This is a genomic window from Bradyrhizobium glycinis, from assembly GCF_016031655.1.
In the GTDB taxonomy this organism is placed as follows: domain Bacteria; phylum Pseudomonadota; class Alphaproteobacteria; order Rhizobiales; family Xanthobacteraceae; genus Bradyrhizobium; species Bradyrhizobium glycinis.
In genome coordinates this window covers 19,669-39,881 of the sequence record NZ_JACCHQ010000045.1, presented here as the reverse complement: position 1 = coordinate 39,881, position 20,213 = coordinate 19,669, and the positions used below count along the sequence as shown (strand labels likewise).

The following is a 20,213-nucleotide window of genomic DNA, read 5'->3' as shown; positions in this document are numbered from 1 at the left end:
GCCCAAGGCCTCCCCGGCCCCGGCTCCGAAGGCGGCTCCCAAGGCAGCTCCCAAGGCTCCGGCGCCCGCAGCATCCCCGCAGGCCCAGCAGGCTCCGGCGCAAGGCGCCCCGCAGCAGGGCGCAGCCCAGCCTGCCGATCAGCAGATCCAGCTGATCTATGCGCCCTGGACCAAATTCTGCCTCAAGGGCCAGGACGCCAATGCCAAGCAGGTCTGCTTCACCGGCAAGGACGGCCGCATCGAGTCGGGCCAGCCGGTCATCGCCGCGGTGATTATCGAGCCGGAAGGCGAGCCCAAGAAGATCCTGCGCGTGACGCTGCCGCTCGGCATGCAGCTCGTGCACGGCACCCGCATCATCGTCGACAGCAACGCGCCGCTGCAGCAGCCCTATGTGATCTGCTTCCAGAACGGCTGCATGTCCGACTACGAGGCCACGCCCGAGCTCATCAACAACATGAAGAAAGGCCAGAATCTCGTTGTTCAGGCTATCAACGCCAACGGTGCGCCGCTGACCCTGCCGCTGCCGCTCGCCGGCGAATTCCAGAAGGCTTATGACGGTCCGCCGACCGATCCGAAGGTGTTCGAGGAAAACCAGAAGAAGCTTCAGGAAGAGCTGCAGAAGAAGGCCGAGGAGCAGCGCAAGAAGCTCGAGCAGGGCGGTGGCGCGCCGGGCGCGGCTCCGGCCGGCCAGAAGTAATCGGGAGCAAATCCCGGACGTGAAAAAGGCGCTCATTGCGAGCGCCTTTTTTGCTGGCCGACGATCGGCGACGATCAGTTCAGCGATGGATTGCGTGGGCGATAGCCGCCGGCCTTGTCCTTGACGAAGATTTCGGCGACCTGCGAATGCCGGACCGGCTCGCCGGAATCGTCCGGCAACAGATTCTGCTCCGAGACATAGGCGACGTATTCGGACTCCGCGTTCTCCGCGAGCAGGTGGTAGAACGGCTGGTCCTTGTGGGGCCGCACCTCCTCAGGGATAGACAGCCACCATTCCTCGGTGTTGTTGAATTCCGGATCGATGTCGAAGATCACCCCCCGGAACGAGAAGATCCGGTGGCGAACGACCTGTCCGATCTGGAATTTGGCGGTCCGCGCTTTAATCATCCCCCGTCGATAGACCAGGATTGTGGCCGATGCTAGTGCCCTTAGCCGGAATTAACCTTCGTTTCCGGGACGGATAGCCCCCAAGCCTTCAGACAAAACTTCAGCAATGGTCGATATCCTCAATCTGGCGCTGCCTTATTTCGGCTTGATCTTCGTCGGTTTCGCCTGCGGCAAGCTCAAGTCGATCCCGGAATCGGGGCTCGCCTGGATGAACTTCTTCCTGCTCTACGTGTCGCTGCCGGCGCTGCTGTTTGCGATCATGTCGAAGACGCCGTTTTCGGAATTGAATAACCCGCCGTTCCTGGTGGCGACGACTCTCTCGACGGTTGCGGCCTTCACGCTGGCGCTGGTGGTCGGCAAGCTCTTCGGACGGCTGACGCTGCGCGAGGCGACGCTCGCGGGCCTCTCCGGCGGCTATGGCAATATCGGCTATATGGGTCCAGGCCTCGCGCTCGCGGTGCTGGGGCCGAAGGCGGCCGCGCCGACCGCGCTGATCTTCTGCTGCGACAGCATCTTCCTGTTCACGATCGTGCCGTTCTTGATCGAGCTTTCCGACCGCGACCATCCCTCGCTCGTCCACGCGTTCGGCGTCGTGCTGAAGCAGATCGTGCTCAATCCGCTGATCATGTCAGCCTGCTTCGGCGCGGCGGTGGCCGCATTGCATATCGAGCTGCCGGTCGCGCTCGACCGCACCATCACCTTCCTGCAGAACGCGGCCGCGCCGACTGCGCTGTTCGTGCTGGGCCTGACCGTGGCGCTCCGTCCGTTCGATCGGGTGCCGTGGGAGGTGCCGGGCGTGATCGCGGTCAAGCTGCTGATCCATCCGCTCACGGCATTCGTCCTGATGCTGGCGTTCGGCCCGTTCGCACAGCCCTGGGCCGCCACCGCCGTGCTGATGGCCTCACTGCCGCCGGCGCTCAACGTGTTCGTCATCGCCCGGCAGAACGATGCCTGGATCGAGTCCGCCTCCGTCGCGGTGCTGCTTGGGACCTTCGCGTCGGTGGTCACGCTGACCAGCGTGATGTGGGCGATCCAGACGGGACGGCTGGCGTTTCCGTGATGATGATGAGATCGGCTTGATCTCTTCAGCGGGGCCGGTGCGCTCCCTCTCCCGCCTGCGGGAGAGGGTCGGGGAGAGGGCTCTCTCCGCGTCGGGATTGTCGAGAGTGCAGAGAAAATCCCGTCGCGGAGAGAGCCCCCACCCGGCGCTTCGCGCCGACCTCCCCCGCAAGCGGGAGAGATTGCACCGAGCCAGTGGTGAATTCGTCCAACCCAATGCGCTTCGAAACTACCTTCGCCAGGTCGGCGTCAGGCCTTCGCGCATCGCAAAGCGCCGCAGCGGGCCGATGGCGCCGAGGAGATGCATGCCGACCGCGCGGACGGACTGAAGCGGCAGGAAGTCGTTGAGCAAAGAGCGGTTTGCGATGTCGATAGCAAAGGTGCGGCTCAAGATGTCCGGCCGGCGGGCGCGGTCATAGCGCTTGAGCACGTCGTTCGCGCCGGGGTCCTGTCCCGCGGCGACGGCCTCGCCCGCGAGCCGGGCAATGTCCGCGGCATCGCGCAGGCCGAGATTGAGGCCCTGGGCACCGATCGGCGGCACCACATGGGCGGCTTCGCCGACCAGCGCGATGCGGTCGCGACCGAAGCATTTCGGACGCTCGATCGCGAGCGGGAACAGGTTGCGCCCCGGCTCGACCGTCATCCGTCCCAGGATCGAATGCGACTGCTTCTCGATCGCGGCCGACAGCTCCTCGTCGCTCAAGCCGCGCAGCCGTTCGACCTCCGCAGGCGCCGAGACCCAGACGATGCTGGAGCGGTCGCCGGGCAGGGGCACGAACACGCAAGGCCCGTGCGGCGTGTGGAACTCGGTCGAGACATTGCGATGCGGCCGGCTATGGCCGACGTTGAAGGTCAGCGCGGTCTGGTTCAGCTCGCGCCTGACCACCTCGATGCCGGCGGCCTCGCGGCACAGCGAGTGCCGGCCATCGGCGCCGACCACGAGGCGGGCCGAGAGAAACAGTCCGGACGTCGTGCGCAGTGCGACGTCGTCGGCTTCGATGACGGCGCTTTCGGCCTCGTCGTCGAAGCGGACGAGATTGGGCAGCTCGGCCGCGCGCGCTTCCAGCGCCAGCATCAGCGAGCGATTGTCGATGTTATAGCCGAACGCACCGAGGCCGATTTCGCGACAGGAGAAGCGCACCTCCGGCGCACGAAACAGCCGGCCGGTGTCGTCGACGAGGCGCATGACTTCCAGCGCAGCCGCCTTGTCCCTGCAGCGCGACCAGACGTCGAGCCTTTCCAAGAGATCGATGGAGGCGCCCAGCAATGCGGTGGTGCGATTGTCGGCATAGGGCACGCGGCGCGCCACCAGTGCGGTCCGGGCACCCGCCTGCGCGAGGGCGATCGCTGCGGCAAGGCCGGCAGGTCCGCCGCCGATCACGGCCGCGTCATGGAGTGTCGATGCGTCTGTCATGGAACGACATTTGACACGCCGGGCGGCAAATTCAAGTCCACCTATATTTCCCTGATATTGTGGCGAATTGTGCGATCGTGCGCCGCAATGGCGGATGTGCAAACCGGTCGCATTCTGATAGCAGAAGCCATGGACACGCAGCAGGATTCCCTGAAGCCGCGACCGGCGATCCGCGCCGCAGCCTTCTCGGTGCACATCTTCACCGCGTTCGGCGCGGCGCTCGCCCTCCTGGCGATGCTGGAGGCCGTGCGCGAGCACTGGGCCGCGATGTTTCAATGGCTCGGCGTCGCCCTGATCATCGATGCGATCGATGGGCCGATCGCGCGCCGGCTCGACGTCAAGAACGTGCAGCCCAACTGGTCGGGCGACGTGCTCGATCTCGTGGTCGATTTCGTCACCTATGTCTTCGTGCCGGCCTATGCGATAGTCGCCAGCGGCATGCTGCTGCCGGTCGCGGCTCCCTTGCTCGGCATTGCCATCATCGTCACCAGCGCGTTGTATTTCGCCGACCAGCGCATGAAGGCCGACGACAATCATTTCCGCGGCTTCCCGGCGCTGTGGAACGCGGCCGCGTTCTATCTGTTCCTGCTGCATTGGCCGCCGCTGTGGGCAACGCTGCTGGTCGCCGCGCTGGTCGTGCTGACTTTCGTGCCGTTCCATGTGCTGCACCCAGTCAGGGTCGTGCGGCTGCGCTGGCTCACGATGTCGCTGATCGCGATCTGGGCGGTGCTCGCCTTCTACACGCTGCAGATGGATTTCCGCGTCGGCACCGGGGTGACCGTCGTGCTCTGCGCCATCGCGCTCTGGATCAGCTTCAGCGACGCCTTGATACGATTGCTGCGATCCTTCGCATGACGCAGCTGCTCACCAACCCCGAACGCGATCCTTCCGCTTAATCGGTCCGGTCGGCGTCGAGTTGACAAGGCTGGCGCGATGGCTTTCGCTCAGCCGCAAGAAGAGGAGGTCAGGTGATGACGAAAGCCATCCGTGTGCACAAGGTCGGAGGCCCCGAAAGCCTGGTCTATGAGAGCGTCGACGTGCCGGCGCCCGGGCCCGGCGAGGTGCGCATCCGCCAGCACGCGGTCGGCCTCAACTTCATCGACGTCTATTACCGCACCGGCCTCTACAAGGCGCCGGGGCTGCCCTTCATCGCCGGCAACGAGGCCTCGGGCGAGGTCACAGCGGTCGGGCCAGGCGTCACGAATTTTCACCCCGGCGACCGCGTTGCGTATTACCACAATCTCGGCGCCTATACCGGCGAGCGCAACATCCCCTGGGAGAAGCTGGTCAAGCTGCCCGATCACATCACCTACGAGCAGGGCGCCGTGCTGATGTTGAAGGGGCTGACGGTCTGGTATCTGCTGCACAAGACCTTCAAGGTCGAGCCGCATCATCGCGTGCTGGTCCACGCCGCGGCCGGGGGCATCGGCCTGCTCGCCTGCCAATGGGCGAGGGCGCTCGGTGCGCATGTCATCGGCACCGTCGGCTCGCGCGAGAAGGCCGAGCTTGCGGAGGCCAATGGCTGCGACCACGTCATCCTCTACAACGAGGAGGATTTCGTTGCGCGCGTGAAGCAGATCAGCCGCAACGAGGGCTGCGACGTCGTCTATGACGGCGTCGGCAAGGCGACGTTCCCGGGCTCTTTATCCTGCCTGAAGCCGCGCGGCATGTTCGTCTCGTTCGGCAATGCCTCGGGCCCCGTGCCGCCGTTCGCGATCGCCGAGCTCAACAATCACGGCTCGCTGTTCGCGACGCGGCCGAAGCTCAACGATTACGTCGGCACGCGCAAGGAACTGCTCGAAGGTGCCGACACCCTGTTCGCCGCGGTGATCAACGGCAAGCTGCACGTGCCGATCAACCACGCCTACGCACTCAAGGACGCCGGCAAGGCGCATATCGATCTCGAAAGCCGCAAGACCACGGGGGCTTCGATCTTGAAGCCGTAGCCCTTTCGGCATCGGCGGTTTCGTGGGGTGGGCAAAGGCGCGGAGCGCCGTGCCCACCATCTTCATTGCGGTGAAAAATGGTGGGCACGCTTCGCTTTGCCCACCCTACAGCCCTATGCGACGCGTCTCGCCGCGCCGGCCTTGGTCAAGATCGCATCGAGACATTCGATCATGTCGGCGATCTCGGTCCTCGTGACGTTCAGCGCCGGCATGAAGCGCAAGGTGTCGACCTGAGGGGCGTTCAGCAGCACGCCGGCCTCGAACGCCTGCGCGACGATGCCTGGTGCGATCGGCAGCTTGAGATCGAGCGCGAGCAACAGGCCGCGTCCGCGCACACCGCCGAGGCCATGCCGGGCCGCGACCTTCTGCAGCTCGCTTTCGAGCAGGAGACCGGTCTCGGTGACCGCCTTCAGGAAGTCGGGCTTCTTGACTTCCTCAAGCACGGCAAGGCCCGCCGCGCACATGATCGGGTTGCCGTTGAACGTGCCGCCCTGGTCACCGTGCTCGAAGCATGACGCGCGTTCGGTCGCGAGCAGGGCTGCGAGCGGCACGCCGCCGCCGATGCCCTTGCCGAGCGTCATGATGTCGGGCGCGATGCCTGTATGCTCATAATGGAACAGCTTTCCGGTCCGGCCCATGCCGGTCTGGATCTCATCGAAAATGAGCAAGAGGCCGTGCGCTTCGGTCAGCGCGCGCAACTGCTGCAGAAACTGATCGGTCGCAGGCCACACGCCGGATTCACCCTGGATCGGCTCGAGCATCACGGCGATCGTGTTGGCGTTGATCAGCTTTTCCACCGAGGCGATGTCGTTCAGCTTGGCCTTCTTGAAGCCCGCGACCTTCGGCTCGAACAGCGGCTCGAACGCCTTCTTGCCCGAAGCCGACATCGTCGCCAGCGTCCTTCCGTGGAAGCCGCCTTCGAAGCTGATGATCTCGAACGCGCCGCCTTTGTACAGGCTGCCATATTTGCGTGCGAGCTTGATCGCACCTTCGTTGGCTTCCGCACCCGAATTGGCAAAGAATACCTGGTCGAACGCACTGTTCTCGACCAGCGCCTGCGCAAGCTTGAGGCTCGGCTCGTTGTAGAAGGCCGGGCTCGGCGTCAAGAGCCGCTTGGCTTGAGCTGCGAGCGCGTCGGCGATCGCGGGCGGGGAGTGGCCGAGGCAATTCACGGCCCAGCCCTGCACGAAATCGAGATAGCGCTTGCGGCTGTCGTCCCAGAGGTAGGAGCCGGCGCCGCGGACGAACACGGCCTTGGGCCGTGCGGTGATGTCCATCAGCGCGTCATACGGATGCGTGGTCATGTCGTACTCCTCTGGAGGCGGGTGGAAAAAGGGCGCAAAAAGCAGAAAGGCCGCACCTTGCGGGTGCGGCCTTTCTCGAAAACTTCAGCTGAATTCAGTGGTTCAGCGGCGTCTTCGGACATGGCGCACCCTCTCGTCGTCGCGGGAGCGACGGCGGAGCATTTCGGTGCGCTGGTTGGTCCGGGCGTTGATCATGGGGCGCGTCCGTACAGCCGAATGGCAGGACTTGTCAAGCAGGCGTTTTGCGAGATGCTCGCCGAACGTGCATCGGTCAGGTCGGGTGCGCGGCTTCCTCGGCCTCTTCACAGCCCCAATCCGCGTCCGCGATCGCGGTGTCGATCAGCTCGCCGCGCAGCAGCTTGAGCGGCGAATTCCAGTACAGCGCGATGTTGTGAAAGGGGTCGGTCAGCACCTTGAACACCCAGACGAGGCCGGTCATGACGCCGCGGGTGACGAACAGCTGCAGCATGCGCGCAAGTCCGCAGCCGATGCCGATGGCGAGCCAGAGCGCGCCGACATGCCGAATGAAGTCGAGGCGGGAGGCCGGCGCCTCTAACAATCCGAACAGCGTTGAAAACGCGGGCAGAGTTAGGCCGAGTCCGTGACCCCTGCGTGAATGCATTATAGTGTCACGTTGCGGTGCGCTAGCAGTCTCGCGGTGGCGCGTCCTGCAGCAACCATCCGGGCACTGGCGCGTTTGTGATCACGGGACGCGATTTGGTTCGAACCGGATTCGCGGCGGTTCAGACCAAGCAAGACGGGACCAATCAGACCAGTTTTCAGCCTTGTCCGACACGCCTTACCCAATCGATCTCGACAGCATTCGCGGCGCGTTTCCGCCTGGCATCGAGGCGCCGCCGCTGCTGGTCGATTTCGCCGGCTGGCTCGAGGGGCGCCCCTGGGGCAGCGTTGGCCGGTTCTCGCTGCAGGGCCAATTCTCGGACTCCGCGCCGATCGTCGACGGCAGTCCCTTGCGCGACCGGTTCTCGCTGTTCATGCGGCTGCCGGATGGCTCGGCCGTCGGCGGCTGGTATGGCGCCGGCCTCGACCGCGACAATCCGCCGATCGTCGGCCTGGGCTCCGAAGGCGACTATGAGCTGCTGGCGCCGAGCTTCGACGCGCTGCTGACGAGGCTGACGTCGCAGCAATTCGACAGGGCCTGGAGCGACCTGAAGCCGCATGACGAGATCGAGCCTCAGACCGGCGAACTCGCGCAATGGCTCGCTGCACAGCCCGTTGCCGACAAGGCGACGTGTGACGACGGGGCCCCGGAGCTGCCTGATTTCCGCGGCTTCATGGAAAAATGGAGCCGGGACCGCGAGGACTATTGGGCCAACCATCGCATGATGGCCGAACTGGGCTGGCGGCTGGCCGCCCATCTGCCCAAGGGCAAGAATGCCTGGGAAAATACTCGTTTCGAGGTCGCGATCGTCGGCAAGCAATACCAGGCGCGAATTCTCAAGCACGGACCGCAGCCGTTCGAGGAAGCCGCTTCGATCGAATCCCTGCTGCGCGATCTGCGCGAACAGATGTGGAAGGCTCAGCCTGAGCTCGGGTTATGGTATGCGATGAGGTTCGGACTCTACGCCGATGGTCGCGTCATGCCGAACTTCGAATACGACGTGCGCCCGACCATCGACGGCGAACCGGCATTGCTCTCCGAGGCCAAAGCCGATCTCGCCCGCGCACCAAGGCCGGAGCGCTGGGTGCCGAAATGGCTGGTTTGACACCGCATCGTCATTGCGAGCGCAGCGAAGCAATCCAGAGTGTCTCCGCGGTGGGATTCCTGGATTGCTTCGCTGCGCTCGCAATGACGGAGAGCGTCAGAACCCCGCGACGCTGCCGTGCAGATCGTATGCGTCGGCGCGCTCGATCTTAGCGGTGACGATCTCGCCGACGCGCAGGGGGCGGCGGCTGGAGAGATAGACGGCACCGTCAATCTCGGGCGCATCGGCCTTGGAGCGGCCCTTGGCAACGGTCGGGCCGACCTCGTCGATGATGATCTGCTGGCGCGTGCCGATCTTGCGCTTCAGCCTGCGCGCAGAGATCTTCTGCTGGCGGGCCATCAGCGCGTTGTAGCGCTCCTGCTTGACCTCTTCCGGCACGGGGTTCTCGATCGCGTTCGAGCTGGCGCCGGCGACCGGCTCGTATTTGAAGCAGCCGACGCGGTCGATCTCGGCCTCGTCGAGCCAGTCGAGCAGATAGGTGAAATCGGCATCTGTCTCGCCGGGGAAGCCGACGATGAAGGTCGAGCGCAAGGCGAGATCGGGACATTCCTCGCGCCAGCGCTTGATCCGTGCCAGCGTCTTGTCCTGTGCCGCCGGGCGCTTCATCGCCTTCAGCACTTCGGGGCTCGCGTGCTGGAACGGGATGTCGAGATAGGGCAGCACCTTGCCCTCGTTCATCAGCGCGATGACCTCGTCGACATGCGGATAGGGGTAGACATATTGCAGCCGCACCCAGGCGCCCAACTCGCCGAGCTCGCGCGCGAGGTCGAGGAATTTCGCGCGGACCTGGCGGTCCTTCCATGGGCTCTCGGCATATTTCAGATCGACGCCGTAGGCCGAGGTGTCCTGCGAGATCACCAGCAGCTCCTTGACGCCGGCGCCGACCAGGCGTTCGGCCTCGCGCAGCACATCATTGGCCGGGCGCGAGACGAGGTCGCCGCGCAGCTTCGGAATGATGCAGAAGGTGCAGCGGTTGTTGCAGCCCTCGGAGATCTTCAAATAGGCGTAGTGGCGCGGCGTCAGCTTGATGCCCTGCGGCGGCACCAGGTCGAGATGCGGATTGTGCGCCGGCGGCAGCGCGCGGTGCACGGCGTCGAGCACGCTCTCATATTGCTGCGGGCCGGTGATGGAGAGCACGCCGGGATAGGCCTGCTCTATCGCTTCCGGTTCCGCGCCCATGCAACCTGTCACGATCACCTTGCCGTTCTCGGCCATGGCCTCGCCGATCGCCGACAGCGATTCCTGCTTGGCGCTGTCGAGGAAGCCGCAGGTGTTGACGATGACGATGTCCGCCCCGTCATGCTTGCGGGCGAGCTCGTAGCCCTCCGCGCGCAGGCGCGTGATGATGCGCTCGGAATCCACCAATGCCTTGGGACACCCGAGCGACACGAAGCTGACCTTGGGCGCAGCCGTCTGATCCATATCTGATCTGCCTGATTGACCGGCCTGAGCTAGTCCCAATTGCCCATAATTACAACCCTTTGCAGGGCGATCCGGCGTGCTATGGATGAATCACCTGTCGTGAGTGAGCCATGAGCGCCGAACAGTCGCCCAAAATCGTGATCGTCGACGAAAGCCCTGTCAGGGCCGCGATCCTGGAGGAGGGGTTGCGGGAGGCCGGGTTCACCCAGGTCGTCCATATCCGCGAGATGCAGAGCCTACTCGCCCGTATTTATGCGGTGGACCCCGACATCATCCTGATCGATCTGGAAAACCCCAGCCGCGACGTGCTGGAGGCGATGTTCCAGGTCAGCCGCGCCGTGAAGCGGCCGATCGCCATGTTCGTCGACCAGAGCGATTCAGCCTCGATCCAGGCCTCGGTCGAGGCGGGGGTGTCGGCCTATATCGTGGACGGGCTGAAGAAGGAACGCATCAAGCCGATTCTCGACCTCTGCGTGTCCCGCTTCAACGCCTTCGCCAAGCTCCAGGAAGAGCTGGAGCGCACCAAGTCGCAGCTCGAGGACCGCAAGGTCATCGAACGCGCCAAGGGCATCCTGATGAAGGTGAAGGGCCTGACCGAGGACGAGGCCTATGTGCTGCTGCGCTCCACCGCGATGCGCGAGAAGAAGAAAATCGGCGAGATCGCGCAGTCGATCATCACCGCGTCGGAGATGCTGAAATGACCATCCCCCTCCGCATCGGGTTCATTCCGCTGGTCGATGCCGCCGCGCTGATCGTCGCGGTCGACAAGGGCTTTGCCTCCGCTGAGGGGCTCGAGGTCGAGCTGGTGCGCGAGGTCTCCTGGTCCAATGTCCGCGACAAGCTCAATATCGGCCTGTTCGACGCGGCGCATCTGCTCGCGCCCGTGGCGATCGCGTCCTCGCTCGGGCTCGGTCACGTCAAGGTGCCGATCGCCGCGCCCTTCAACCTCGGCATCAACGGCAATGCCATCACGGTGTCGCCGGCGCTCCATGCCGCGCTGATGGAGGAGATCGACGGCGATCGCTTCGACCCGATGGCGACGGCGAAAGCGCTGGCGAAGGTGGTTGCCAAGCGCCGCCAGGCGGGGGCCGAGCCGCTCACCTTCGGCATGACCTTCCCGTTCTCCACCCACAATTATCAATTGCGGTTCTGGATGGCGGCGGCGGGCGTCGATCCCGACGAGGACGTGCGCCTCGTGGTGCTGCCGCCGCCCTATATGGTCGACAGTCTCAAGAACGGCCATGTCGATGCGTTCTGCGTCGGCGCGCCCTGGAACTCGGTCGCGGTCGATCTCGGCATCGGCCACATCCTGCATTTCGTCGCCGACATCCTGGTCCGTGCAGCGGAGAAGGTGCTGGCGATCCGCCAGACCTGGGCCGACAAGAACCCTGATGTGGTCGCAGCCCTGGTGCGGGCAGCCGTGAAGGCCGCCGAGTTCATCGAGCATCCCGAGAACCGGACCGAGGCGGCGCAGATCCTGGCGCAACCCGAACGGATCGGTGTCGACGCCGAGGTCATCCAACGCACCCTCACGGGGCGCCTGAAGATCTCGCCCGATGGCACTTTGCGCGAAAGCGGCCGCTACCTGCTGATCGGACGCGAAGGGGCAGGGCGGCCCGATCCGGTCCAGGCCGCCTGGCTCTATGCGCAGATGGTGCGCTGGGGCCAGACGGCGCTCACCCCTGATGGCGTCAAGACGGCGATGGCGGTGTTCAGGCCCGATCTTTATGACGCGGCCCTCGGCAACAGGGCGCCGCTTGAGGCGCCTGCGGCGTTCGGCGCCTTTGCCGGCCCCGCCTTCGACCCGGCCGATATCCCCGGACATCTCGAGGCCTTCGAGGTCGGGCGCTGGAAGGCCTGAGTCGAGGTTGCGTTGTTTTTGAGCATGTCGGGCGGTTGGCTAATGTTTCAGCTGACTGCTCGAATTTCGGGAGTGTTCCCGGGTCGCGATCCTTTGGCTTTCGTTATAACTATTTGAAAATTCATGATTTTCGATTTTCGTCAAGCTGGCACGCAATTTGAATATTGCACTGCGGCCAGCTTGTCATAGGTGCCTGCTGAGCCAAGTCCCGCAGCAACGAAGCTGATCGGACCATGAGTGACGAAGCCGGCTCCTGAGCCAGCCTTCAGTTCCTCGCGGGTCGCGCAATCCGTCGAAGCCACCGAAGGTGGCCGCAGGAGCTTCGTTACCGACCATGAAAATCGATACGCTCTCAGTCGACTTTACCGACGAGCAAAAACGCTATCTCGAAGGCTTCACGACCGGCCTGCAGATCAGCCGCGTCGGCCGCGGCCTTGGTGGCGGCGGCAAGGCAAATGCCGAGCCTGTCGGTCCCGATGCCGCGCACATCAAGGCACAGGACAAGGTGATCGCGTCGGGCAAAAAGCTCGCCGATCAGGAGAAGTTCAAGCGCGACGAGCATCCCTTCGATGCCTATCCGCGGCTTCGCCAGCAGGCGCTCGACAACACCCCGCCGAGCCCGGCGGACAATTTCCGCTGGCGCTATTACGGCATCTTCTATGTCGCGCCGACGCAGGACTCCTACATGTGCCGCCTGCGCATTCCGAACGGCATCATGAAGCATTGGCAGCTGTCGGGCTTGGCCGATCTCGCCGACGAGCTCTGCGGCCCCTACAGCCACGTCACCACGCGCGCCAATCTCCAGCTGCGCGAGATTCCGCCCAAGCACGCGATCAGAATGATCGAGGGCATCCAGGAGCTCGGCCTGTGCTCGCGCGGCTCCGGCGCCGACAACATCCGCAACGTGACGGGGACGCCGACCGCAGGCATCGATCCGCAGGAAATCATCGACACGCGACCCTATGCCCGCGAATGGCACTACCACATCCTCAACGACCGCTCGCTCTACGGTCTGCCGCGCAAGTTCAACGTCGCCTTCGACGGCGCCGGCAGGATCGCGGTGCTGGAAGAGACCAACGACATCGCCTTCACGGCCTATGAAGTGAAGGACGGCTTCGGCGTCGAGCCGGGCGTCTGGTTCCGGCTCGGCCTCGGCGGCATCACCGGCCACAAGGACTTCGCGAAATATTCCGGCATCATCGTCAGGCCGGAGCAGGCGACCGCTGTTGCCGACGCCATCGTGCGCGTGTTCATCGAGCATGGCGACCGCACCAACCGCAACAAGGCACGGCTGAAATACGTGCTCGACGCGATGGGCCACGACGGCTTTCTCAAGCTGGTCGAGGAGCGCTTGAAGACGCCGTTCACGCGCGTGCCGGAAGAGGCGTTTCTCCCGCGCCCCGCGGCGGATCGCATGGCCCATATCGGCGTGCACAAGCAGAAGCAGGACGGCCTCAACTGGATTGGGGTGTCGCTGACGCTCGGCAAGCTCACCTCCGATCAGATGCGGGGCCTCGCCAAGGTCGCGCAGGATCTCGGTGACGGCGAGATCCGCCTCACCGTCTGGCAGAACCTTTTGATATCAGGCGTGCGCGATGAGAATGTCGAGCTCGCCATTGCCGCGATCAAGCAGATCGGGCTTGCGGTCGAGGCCTCGCATATCCGCGCCGGCCTGATCGCGTGCACCGGCAATGCCGGCTGCCGTTTCGCGGCGTCCAACACCAAGCGCAATGCCGCCGAGATCGGCGACTGGTGCGAACCGCGCGTCGCCATGGACAAGCCCGTCAATATCCATCTGACCGGATGCCATCATTCCTGCGCGCAGCATTACATCAGCGACATCGGCCTGATCGGCGCACGCGTGCCCGTGAACGAGGAGGACACGGTCGAGGGCTATCACCTCTTCACCGGCGGCGGGTTCGGTCCCGATGCCGATGTCGGGCAGGAGGTCTATCACGACCTCAAGGCCGAGGACGCACCGAAGACGGTCGAGGCGCTGCTCAAGGCCTATCTCGCCCACCGCGCCTCGCCCGATGAAACCTTCCTCTCCTTTGCGCGCCGCCACGACGGCGAAACGCTGCGCAAGCTTGCCGATGCACAGGTGTCCGCATGAACCAGATCACGCCTCCGCCGAAACTCGACATCATTCCGGCCAGCGCGCCGTTCTCCGACGCGCAGCGCTCCTGGCTGAACGGCTTCTTTGCCGGACTGCTCTCGCCCGACGTCGCAACGCCGTTGTCGGCGGAGCAGGGCGCCGCGGTCATGCCGGCTGGCGACGGCGACGATGGCGAAGCGCCGTGGCACGACCAGACCATGCCGATCGCCGAGCGGATGAAGCTTGCCGAAGGCCGTCCCCTGCGCCGCAAGATGATGGCGGCGATGGCACAGCAGGATTGCGGCCAGTGCGGCTACAATTGCCACGATTATTCGGAGGCGATCGCAAGCCGCAGCGAAGCGCGGCTCAATCTGTGCGTCCCCGGCGGCAAGGAAACCGCGCGGATGCTGAAGTCGCTGTACGAGGAACTCGACAAGGCGCCCGCGGCCAAGATCACCGACAAGGCCGCCGGCAACGCCGATACTCCGGCGCCGGCCGTGACCGTGACGATCGCCGAGCCCGGTCGCTCGCGCGACAATCCGATCGAGGCGACGTTCCTGTCGCGCCGTCTTCTCAACAAGGGCAAGTCGGAGAAGGAGACCTATCATATCGAGTTCGATCTCTCCGAGAGCAAGCTCGACTATGTGGTTGGTGATTCCTTCGGTGTGTTCCCGCGCAACGACGTCGGCCTCGTCGACCAGATCATCGCGCTGCTCGGCGCCTCCCACACCACCAAGGTCAACGGCAAGACGCTGCGCGAGGCGCTGATCGACGACGTCTCGCTGTCACCGGCACCCGACACGCTGTTCGAGCTGATCTCCTTCATCACCGGTGGCGCGGCGCGCGAGAAGGCGCGGGCGCTGGCGCAGGGCGAAGATCCCGATGGCGATGCCGCGACGCTCGACGTGATGGCGGCGCTGCAGAAGTTTTCCGGCATGCGGCCGCATCCCGAGGCCTTCGTCGAGGCGCTGGAGCCGCTGCAGCCGCGGCTCTACTCGATCTCATCCTCGCACAATGCGACGCCGGGCAAGCTGTCATTGACGGTGGACTCGGTGCGCTACGTCATCGGCAAGCGCAAGCGGCTCGGCGTCGCCTCAACCTTCCTCGGCGAGCGGATCAAGGAGGGCGAGAAGCTCAAGGTCTATGTACAGAAGGCGCACAATTTCGGCCTACCGCAGGACCCGAAGACGCCGATCATCATGGTCGGTCCCGGCACCGGCATCGCGCCGTTCCGCGCCTTCCTGTTCGACCGCAAGGCGACCGGCGCGCCCGGCAAGAACTGGCTGTTCTTCGGTCATCAGCGCAGCGATTGCGACTTCTTCTATCAGGACGAGCTCAACGCCATGAAGACCTCCGGGCTGCTGACGCGCTTGTCGCTGGCCTGGTCGCGCGACGGCGAGAAGAAGTTCTACGTGCAGGACCGCATGCGCGAGGTCGGTCGCGAATTGTGGACCTGGCTCGCCGACGGCGCCCATCTCTACATCTGCGGCGATGCCAAGCGCATGGCCAAGGATGTCGAGCGCGCGCTGGTCGACATCGTCGCCCAGTTCGGGGCACGTTCGACCGATGAGGCCGTTAGCTTTGTCGCCGAGCTCAAGAAGACCGGCCGCTTCCAGGCTGACGTGTACTAAGCGGTCGGGGACGTCGGATGACTCGCCCTTCGGTGTGGGGGCGTCATCCGATTGTCATCCGTTCCGGTTCCAGCTGGCTCGGACTTTAACGAATAAGATTCTCGGAACCCACCCGTGAAGAGAATTTTGCGTCTGCGATGTGGGGCCTTCGGAGAACCCTCATCGCTATTTCCGCCACCGTCTTGCCTCCCGCCCGGGTTGATCCTTCATACTCCCGCAAATGGGGCGTTGGAGATCGACCATGCGCGAACTATCGGCGGAAGCCAGGCTGCACTTCTACGCGCGCTCGCTCTCGCGTCGGACCGGGGCGAGCATGCACCACGTTGCGATGTACAGCGCGTTTGCGGTGATCGCGGCGATCGTGTTCGGAACGCTCTCGGTGCATCCGTTCTAGCATCTTGCTCGGTCTCGTAGGGTGGGCAAAGCGAAGCGTGCCCACCGCCTGTCTCAATCATGCAGAGATCGTGGGCACGGCGCTATGCGCCTTTGCCCACCCTACTGGACAGTAGCAGAAGAGGTGGATTACGCTTCGCTAATCCACCCTACGACACCGAGCCTGCTCACGCTCCGCGCTTGAACGGCGCGACCTCAATTCCCGCAGCCTTGAGCGCCTGCCGCACGCCGCGCGCGATCTCGACCGCGCCCGGCGTATCGCCGTGGATGCAGACCGTGTCCGTGCGCATCTTGATGACCTTGCCTGTGACCGACACCACCGCGCCGTCCTGCACCATGCGCACCACGCGCTCGGCGATCGCCTTGGCATCGTGCAGCACCGCGCCCGGCTTCTTGCGCGAGACGAGGTTGCCGTCGTCCTCATAGGCGCGGTCGGCGAACACCTCGTGCACCATCGGCAGGTTGGCCTCTTCGCCGGCCTTCACCAGTTTCGAATTGGCGAGCACCACGAAAATCAGGTTGGGATCCACCGCCTTGATGCCGGCGGCGATCGCCTTCGCCGTCATGTCGTCCTCGCAGGCGACGTTGGAGAGCGCGCCGTGCGCCTTCACATGAGTGACCTTGTGGCCGGCCGCGGTCGCGATCGCCTGCAGCGCGCCGATCTGGTAGGCGACGAGGTTCTCGATCTCGGAGGCCTTGAGCCCTGCGATCGGATGCCGGCCGAAGCCGTGCAGGTCGCGATAGCCGGGATGCGCGCCGACCGAGACGCCGCGCGCCTTCGCAAGCTCCACCGTCCGGCGCATGATGTCGGGGTCGCCGGCATGGAAGCCGCAGGCGACGTTGACCGAGCTTGCGAGCTCGATCATGGCGGCATCGTTGCCCATCTCCCATGCGCCAAAACCTTCGCCGAGGTCGCAATTCAGATCGACTGTCTTCATGGGGTGCTCTCCGCCTTTGGTCTTGTTGTCGCTTACGGCTCCGCCGTGACCTGCCACGTCCCGGCATCGACCGCACTGACCGCGTAGCCCGCCACGTTAGCATCGCTGAGCGCCTCGATGTTGAGCGCGACGATATCGGAGGAGCGCAGGCGATCGGGCAGGCTGCGGATCGCTTGCGCGAACTTGCGCGCCTCGTCCTGGGCTTCGGCCATGCTGACAGCCTTGAAGCGGAAAGCGGTTCCGGCCGAGGTCTGGGCGAGGCGGCCGATATCGGCCGTGATCACGGTTGCGATCTTCGGATAGCCGCCGGAGGTGCCGCGATCCATCATCAGCGCGATCGGCGCGCCGTTGCCGGGCACCTGGATGCTGCCGTTGACGGTGCCGTCGGAGACGATGTTGTGGCCGTGCAGATGCTTGATCGCGGGGCCCTCGAGGCGGTAGCCCATGCGGTCCGAGGTCGCCGAGATCTTCCACTCGCTATCCAGGAACAGCGCCTTGTTGGCGTCGTCGAACTCGTCGTCCTGAGGCCCTAACAGCACGCGGATCGGACCTGTCGCCGGCTTCGGCAGCTCGATGCGCAGCTCCTCGGCACCGCTGGCGGCATCGACCGTAAATTCGTCGCCGGCCTGGAGTGGGCGCGGATAGGGGCTGCCGAGGCCGGCGCGGGCGTTCACGGCGAGGCTGCCGAACACCTTCTCGCCCTTGATGGCGCCTTCGATCGCGAGATAGGTGAAAGCGCCGCCGCGGGCAAAGCCGAGCGTCAGCGTCTGGCCGTCCTTCAGCGTCACCGAGCTGTCCATCGCGACCGGGCTGCCGGCGACGTCCGCGTTGCGCGGCGCGCCTGATATCGCCAAGCGCACGGCGCCGTCGCGGGCGGTGAAGGAGGCGCCGAACGGGCCAATCTCGACGGCGGCCGCGAACGGCTCGTTACCGACCAATGTGTTCGCCGCCGCAAGCGATAGCCGGTCCATCGCTCCGCTCACGGTCAAGCCGTAGCGCTGGGCGCCATAGCGGCCGCCGTCCTGGACCGAGCTGGCAGGGCCGATGCTGGCAACGACGAGCCGGCTCATGCATCCACCTGCTCGGCGACGATCTCGCCGGCTTCCGCGGCGCGGTCCATGTCCTCGAACGTCTTGTGGTCGATGGCGTAGAACGTGACGCGATCACCGGGCTCGGTGAGGAAGGTCGGATCACGGTGGAGCTGATAGGTTCGCACCGGGGTGCGGCCGAGCAGGTGCCAGCCGCTCGGGGCGGCCAGGCACTGGATGCCGGCCTGGACGCCGCCGATCGAGATCGTGCCGGCCGGCGTCAGCAGCCGCGGTGATTGCCGTCGCGACAGGTGCAGGAATTTGTCGAGGCCGCTGAGATAGGACCAGCCCGGTGTGAAGCCGATCATGGCAACCTTATAGTCGCCGCCCGAATGCCTGATGACGATGTCATCCGGCGTGGTGCCCAGCGTCTTGGCGACGTCCTCGAGGTCGATGCCGTGCTCGCCGCCATAGGCGACCGGAATGCGCCAGCGGCGCGCTTTGGTGACCGGCGGCAGCGGCCGGGTGGCGATGGGGAGGATCTTTTCGCCCAGCGCATCGAAGCCGATCTTGCCGGGATCGTAATGGACCAGCAGCGAGCGATAGGTCGGCACTGTCTCGGTGATGCCGTCGATGGGCGCCGCGGTGAGTGCCTTGTCGAGCGCCAGCACGCGCTGGTTGGCATCGTCGTCGATGGTGCGGCTGAACTCGACCGTGACGGCACTATCGCCACTGGGCAGAAGGCGGGGCGGGGGAAGCGTCGCGGCCATTGAGCTGTCAGAGCGCTGTCGTAATCGGTCTTCTCGGGAACGCGGGCTCGACCTTGAGTTCCGCTTGTCCCTGCTTCGCGTAAATGCGCCCGCAAGTCCAATAAATTAATGCACGGGGAAGCGATAAAGCCTTGTTATCGCATCGCATAACGGCGCTGCGGCCCTGCGTAATTGCTAGCCTCTTGGCCCTTGACGCAAGGGCTGCGGCTCGCAAGATGCGCGCGTTCTTTCCCGCACCTTGGAGCTCGTTCTCGTCCATGTCGCTGTCCCCCGAAGCCCGCAAGACCCTCGCCGGCATCACCACCGCCACCATCACCACGGTCCTGCTGAAGAAGGGCCTGCGCAATGTGTGGATGCGCGGCGCGCGTCCGCTGCGCCCCGGTTTGCCGCGGCTGGTGGGACCGGCCTTCACGCTGCGCTTCGTGCCGGCGCGCGAGGATCTGGCGACGCCGGAATCCTGGTCGTCACCGATCTCGACCCGCACCGCCATCGAGGCGATGCCGGAGGGCTGCATCGCCGTGGTCGACGCCATGGGCATCACCGATGCCGGAATCTTCGGCGACATCCTTTGTGCGCGCATGGTCAAGCGCGGCGTCACCGCGCTCGTCACCGACGGCGTGGTGCGTGACGTCGAGGGCGTGCTCGGCACCGATTTGCCGGTGTGGTGCGACGGCTATGCCGCGCCGCCGTCGGTTGCGGGCCTCACCTTCGTCGGCTGGGGCGAGCCGATCGGCTGCGGCGGCGTTGCCGTTTTCCCGAATGACATCGTGGTCGCCGACCAGGACGGCTGCGTTCTGATCCCACAGGCGATGCTCGACCACGTCCTTAATGAGGGCGTCGAGCAGGAGCGGATGGAAGCCTGGATCGTGAACGAGGTGAACAATGGCGCGGTGCTGCCGGGCCTCTATCCCATGAACGCCGAAACCAAGGCGCGCTACGCCGCCAGCAAGAAGTAACGGATAAGGAACGAGGACCCTCATGGACATCACGCTCGCCGGCACCCGGCCGACCCGCCGCGCGCCGAAGGAACACTTCACCGGTACCGTGTGGCAGGACCCCATCAACATGGCCCCGGCACCTGCACGGCTGAACGTCTCGCGCGTCGCATTCGAGCCGGGCGCGCGCACCCACTGGCATCATCATCCGCTCGGCCAGACGCTCTACGTGATCTCCGGCGTTGGCCGCGTCCAGACCAAGGGCGGCCCGGTCCAGGAAATCCGTCCCGGCGACACCGTCTGGATTCCGCCGGGTGAAGTGCACTGGCACGGCGCCTCGCCAACCAACGGCATGTGCCACATCGCCATGCAGGAAGCGCTCGACGGCGTCTATTCGACCTGGCTGGAGCCGGTCACCGACGCGGAGTATGGAGCGGCGGTCGGCTAGCTGACGTGCCCCGGAAGCAATACAGCGCGGAGCGGTGCGTTGCTGATCCGGGGCTCGAAACCTGCTGGTTGAGAATTAATTCTGCAATCTCCCGCGCCGGGAGTTCAGGACAAAGCGCGCTCGTGACTCTGGGCGGGC

Annotated in this window: 19 protein-coding genes and 1 pseudogene; 12 read left to right on the top strand and 8 right to left on the bottom strand. The window is 65.0% G+C overall.

Annotated features, from left to right (window positions below):
• Positions 1 to 697: invasion associated locus B family protein (locus HZZ16_RS35660; RefSeq protein WP_197955381.1), on the top strand; the 697-nt coding region annotated here is incomplete at its 5' end.
• Between the two features lie 74 nt (positions 698 to 771).
• Here the strand turns inward: HZZ16_RS35660 and hspQ are convergent.
• Positions 772 to 1,104, bottom strand: a complete 333-nt coding sequence (hspQ, locus tag HZZ16_RS35655) for a heat shock protein HspQ (RefSeq protein WP_024341905.1) — start codon at positions 1,102 to 1,104, stop codon at positions 772 to 774.
• Between the two features lie 106 nt (positions 1,105 to 1,210).
• Here hspQ and HZZ16_RS35650 point away from each other — a divergent pair, with 106 nt between their 5' ends.
• Positions 1,211 to 2,164, top strand: coding sequence for an AEC family transporter (locus HZZ16_RS35650; RefSeq protein WP_197955376.1), 954 nt, complete (start codon positions 1,211 to 1,213; stop codon positions 2,162 to 2,164).
• Positions 2,165 to 2,392: 228 nt separating this feature from the next.
• Here the strand turns inward: HZZ16_RS35650 and HZZ16_RS35645 are convergent, their stop codons facing one another.
• Complete coding sequence (locus HZZ16_RS35645; protein WP_197955374.1) at positions 2,393 to 3,577, bottom strand: UbiH/UbiF family hydroxylase; 1,185 nt, start codon at positions 3,575 to 3,577, stop codon at positions 2,393 to 2,395.
• 87 nt (positions 3,578 to 3,664) lie between these two features.
• Here HZZ16_RS35645 and pcsA point away from each other — a divergent pair, with 87 nt between their 5' ends.
• Together pcsA and HZZ16_RS35635 are read left to right on the top strand one after the other, a co-directional pair.
• Complete coding sequence (gene pcsA, locus HZZ16_RS35640) at positions 3,665 to 4,432, top strand: phosphatidylcholine synthase (protein ID WP_197955372.1); 768 nt, start codon at positions 3,665 to 3,667, stop codon at positions 4,430 to 4,432.
• Between the two features lie 116 nt (positions 4,433 to 4,548).
• Positions 4,549 to 5,523: a quinone oxidoreductase family protein gene (locus HZZ16_RS35635; protein ID WP_197955371.1), complete on the top strand. Its 975-nt coding sequence runs from the start codon at positions 4,549 to 4,551 to the stop codon at positions 5,521 to 5,523.
• A gap of 113 nt (positions 5,524 to 5,636) precedes the next feature.
• Here HZZ16_RS35635 and HZZ16_RS35630 read toward each other — a convergent pair whose 3' ends face one another.
• Positions 5,637 to 6,827 carry an acetylornithine transaminase gene (locus HZZ16_RS35630; protein ID WP_197955370.1) on the bottom strand — a complete coding sequence of 397 codons (1,191 nt, stop codon included), beginning with the start codon at positions 6,825 to 6,827 and terminating at the stop codon, positions 5,637 to 5,639.
• A gap of 271 nt (positions 6,828 to 7,098) precedes the next feature.
• Positions 7,099 to 7,419: pseudogene (locus HZZ16_RS35625) on the bottom strand (hypothetical protein); the annotation flags it as partial.
• A 193-nt stretch (positions 7,420 to 7,612) separates the two neighbouring features.
• Here HZZ16_RS35625 and HZZ16_RS35620 point away from each other — a divergent pair.
• Positions 7,613 to 8,554 (top strand): hypothetical protein, encoded by a 942-nt coding sequence (locus tag HZZ16_RS35620; protein WP_197955367.1) that lies wholly within the window; start codon positions 7,613 to 7,615, stop codon positions 8,552 to 8,554.
• A 96-nt stretch (positions 8,555 to 8,650) separates the two neighbouring features.
• Here the strand turns inward: HZZ16_RS35620 and rimO are convergent, their stop codons facing one another.
• Positions 8,651 to 9,976, bottom strand: a complete 1,326-nt coding sequence (rimO, locus tag HZZ16_RS35615; RefSeq protein ID WP_197955364.1) for a 30S ribosomal protein S12 methylthiotransferase RimO — start codon at positions 9,974 to 9,976, stop codon at positions 8,651 to 8,653.
• Between the two features lie 110 nt (positions 9,977 to 10,086).
• On the opposite strand from rimO, the gene HZZ16_RS35610 reads away from it, so the two are divergent.
• The 5 genes from HZZ16_RS35610 to HZZ16_RS35590 all read left to right on the top strand — a co-directional run bounded on the left by HZZ16_RS35610 (position 10,087) and on the right by HZZ16_RS35590 (position 15,957).
• Complete coding sequence (locus tag HZZ16_RS35610) at positions 10,087 to 10,677, top strand: ANTAR domain-containing response regulator (protein ID WP_197955358.1); 591 nt, start codon at positions 10,087 to 10,089, stop codon at positions 10,675 to 10,677.
• The gene (locus HZZ16_RS35605) at positions 10,674 to 11,837 is read left to right on the top strand and encodes a CmpA/NrtA family ABC transporter substrate-binding protein (RefSeq protein WP_197955357.1); all 1,164 of its coding nucleotides are present in this window, start codon (positions 10,674 to 10,676) and stop codon (positions 11,835 to 11,837) included. The genes HZZ16_RS35610 and HZZ16_RS35605 overlap by 4 nt, the downstream gene beginning before the upstream one ends.
• Before the next feature lie 334 nt (positions 11,838 to 12,171).
• Complete coding sequence (locus HZZ16_RS35600) at positions 12,172 to 13,950, top strand: NirA family protein (protein ID WP_197955356.1); 1,779 nt, start codon at positions 12,172 to 12,174, stop codon at positions 13,948 to 13,950.
• Positions 13,947 to 15,563 (top strand): sulfite reductase subunit alpha, encoded by a 1,617-nt coding sequence (locus tag HZZ16_RS35595; protein ID WP_197955354.1) that lies wholly within the window; start codon positions 13,947 to 13,949, stop codon positions 15,561 to 15,563. The genes HZZ16_RS35600 and HZZ16_RS35595 overlap by 4 nt, the downstream gene beginning before the upstream one ends.
• Positions 15,564 to 15,804: 241 nt before the next feature.
• The gene (locus HZZ16_RS35590) at positions 15,805 to 15,957 is read left to right on the top strand and encodes a hypothetical protein (RefSeq protein ID WP_036028094.1); all 153 of its coding nucleotides are present in this window, start codon (positions 15,805 to 15,807) and stop codon (positions 15,955 to 15,957) included.
• Positions 15,958 to 16,123: 166 nt separating this feature from the next.
• Here HZZ16_RS35590 and HZZ16_RS35585 read toward each other — a convergent pair whose 3' ends face one another.
• The 3 genes from HZZ16_RS35585 to pxpB are packed head-to-tail and all read right to left on the bottom strand — an operon-like array spanning position 16,124 to position 18,692.
• Positions 16,124 to 16,894 carry a LamB/YcsF family protein gene (locus HZZ16_RS35585; RefSeq protein WP_197955352.1) on the bottom strand — a complete coding sequence of 257 codons (771 nt, stop codon included), beginning with the start codon at positions 16,892 to 16,894 and terminating at the stop codon, positions 16,124 to 16,126.
• 32 nt (positions 16,895 to 16,926) lie between these two features.
• A complete protein-coding gene (locus tag HZZ16_RS35580; protein ID WP_197955350.1) occupies positions 16,927 to 17,964 on the bottom strand; it encodes a 5-oxoprolinase subunit C family protein in 1,038 nt (345 codons plus the stop codon).
• The gene (gene pxpB / locus HZZ16_RS35575; RefSeq protein WP_197955349.1) at positions 17,961 to 18,692 is read right to left on the bottom strand and encodes a 5-oxoprolinase subunit PxpB; all 732 of its coding nucleotides are present in this window, start codon (positions 18,690 to 18,692) and stop codon (positions 17,961 to 17,963) included. The genes HZZ16_RS35580 and pxpB overlap by 4 nt, the downstream gene beginning before the upstream one ends.
• 257 nt (positions 18,693 to 18,949) lie before the next feature.
• On the opposite strand from pxpB, the gene HZZ16_RS35570 reads away from it, so the two are divergent.
• Entirely contained in the window at positions 18,950 to 19,648 is a 699-nt protein-coding gene (locus HZZ16_RS35570) for a ribonuclease activity regulator RraA (RefSeq protein ID WP_197955345.1), read from the top strand.
• 22 nt (positions 19,649 to 19,670) lie between these two features.
• Entirely contained in the window at positions 19,671 to 20,075 is a 405-nt protein-coding gene (locus tag HZZ16_RS35565) for a (R)-mandelonitrile lyase (protein WP_197955343.1), read from the top strand.
• The last annotated feature ends 138 nt before the right edge of the window (positions 20,076 to 20,213 follow it).

Coding starts and splice junctions, on each gene's coding strand:
- HZZ16_RS35590 (WP_036028094.1), top strand. CDS start 15,805: ATGCGCGAACTATCGGCGGAAGCCAGGCTGCACTTCTACGCGCGCTCG.
- HZZ16_RS35600 (WP_197955356.1), top strand. CDS start 12,172: ATGAAAATCGATACGCTCTCAGTCGACTTTACCGACGAGCAAAAACGC.
- HZZ16_RS35630 (WP_197955370.1), bottom strand. CDS start 6,827: ATGACCACGCATCCGTATGACGCGCTGATGGACATCACCGCACGGCCC.
- HZZ16_RS35650 (WP_197955376.1), top strand. CDS start 1,211: ATGGTCGATATCCTCAATCTGGCGCTGCCTTATTTCGGCTTGATCTTC.
- HZZ16_RS35610 (WP_197955358.1), top strand. CDS start 10,087: ATGAGCGCCGAACAGTCGCCCAAAATCGTGATCGTCGACGAAAGCCCT.
- HZZ16_RS35565 (WP_197955343.1), top strand. CDS start 19,671: ATGGACATCACGCTCGCCGGCACCCGGCCGACCCGCCGCGCGCCGAAG.
- hspQ (WP_024341905.1), bottom strand. CDS start 1,104: ATGATTAAAGCGCGGACCGCCAAATTCCAGATCGGACAGGTCGTTCGC.
- HZZ16_RS35605 (WP_197955357.1), top strand. CDS start 10,674: ATGACCATCCCCCTCCGCATCGGGTTCATTCCGCTGGTCGATGCCGCC.
- HZZ16_RS35580 (WP_197955350.1), bottom strand. CDS start 17,964: ATGAGCCGGCTCGTCGTTGCCAGCATCGGCCCTGCCAGCTCGGTCCAG.
- HZZ16_RS35635 (WP_197955371.1), top strand. CDS start 4,549: ATGACGAAAGCCATCCGTGTGCACAAGGTCGGAGGCCCCGAAAGCCTG.
- HZZ16_RS35645 (WP_197955374.1), bottom strand. CDS start 3,577: ATGACAGACGCATCGACACTCCATGACGCGGCCGTGATCGGCGGCGGA.
- pcsA (WP_197955372.1), top strand. CDS start 3,665: ATGGCGGATGTGCAAACCGGTCGCATTCTGATAGCAGAAGCCATGGAC.
- HZZ16_RS35570 (WP_197955345.1), top strand. CDS start 18,950: ATGTCGCTGTCCCCCGAAGCCCGCAAGACCCTCGCCGGCATCACCACC.
- HZZ16_RS35585 (WP_197955352.1), bottom strand. CDS start 16,894: ATGAAGACAGTCGATCTGAATTGCGACCTCGGCGAAGGTTTTGGCGCA.
- pxpB (WP_197955349.1), bottom strand. CDS start 18,692: ATGGCCGCGACGCTTCCCCCGCCCCGCCTTCTGCCCAGTGGCGATAGT.
- HZZ16_RS35595 (WP_197955354.1), top strand. CDS start 13,947: ATGAACCAGATCACGCCTCCGCCGAAACTCGACATCATTCCGGCCAGC.
- rimO (WP_197955364.1), bottom strand. CDS start 9,976: ATGGATCAGACGGCTGCGCCCAAGGTCAGCTTCGTGTCGCTCGGGTGT.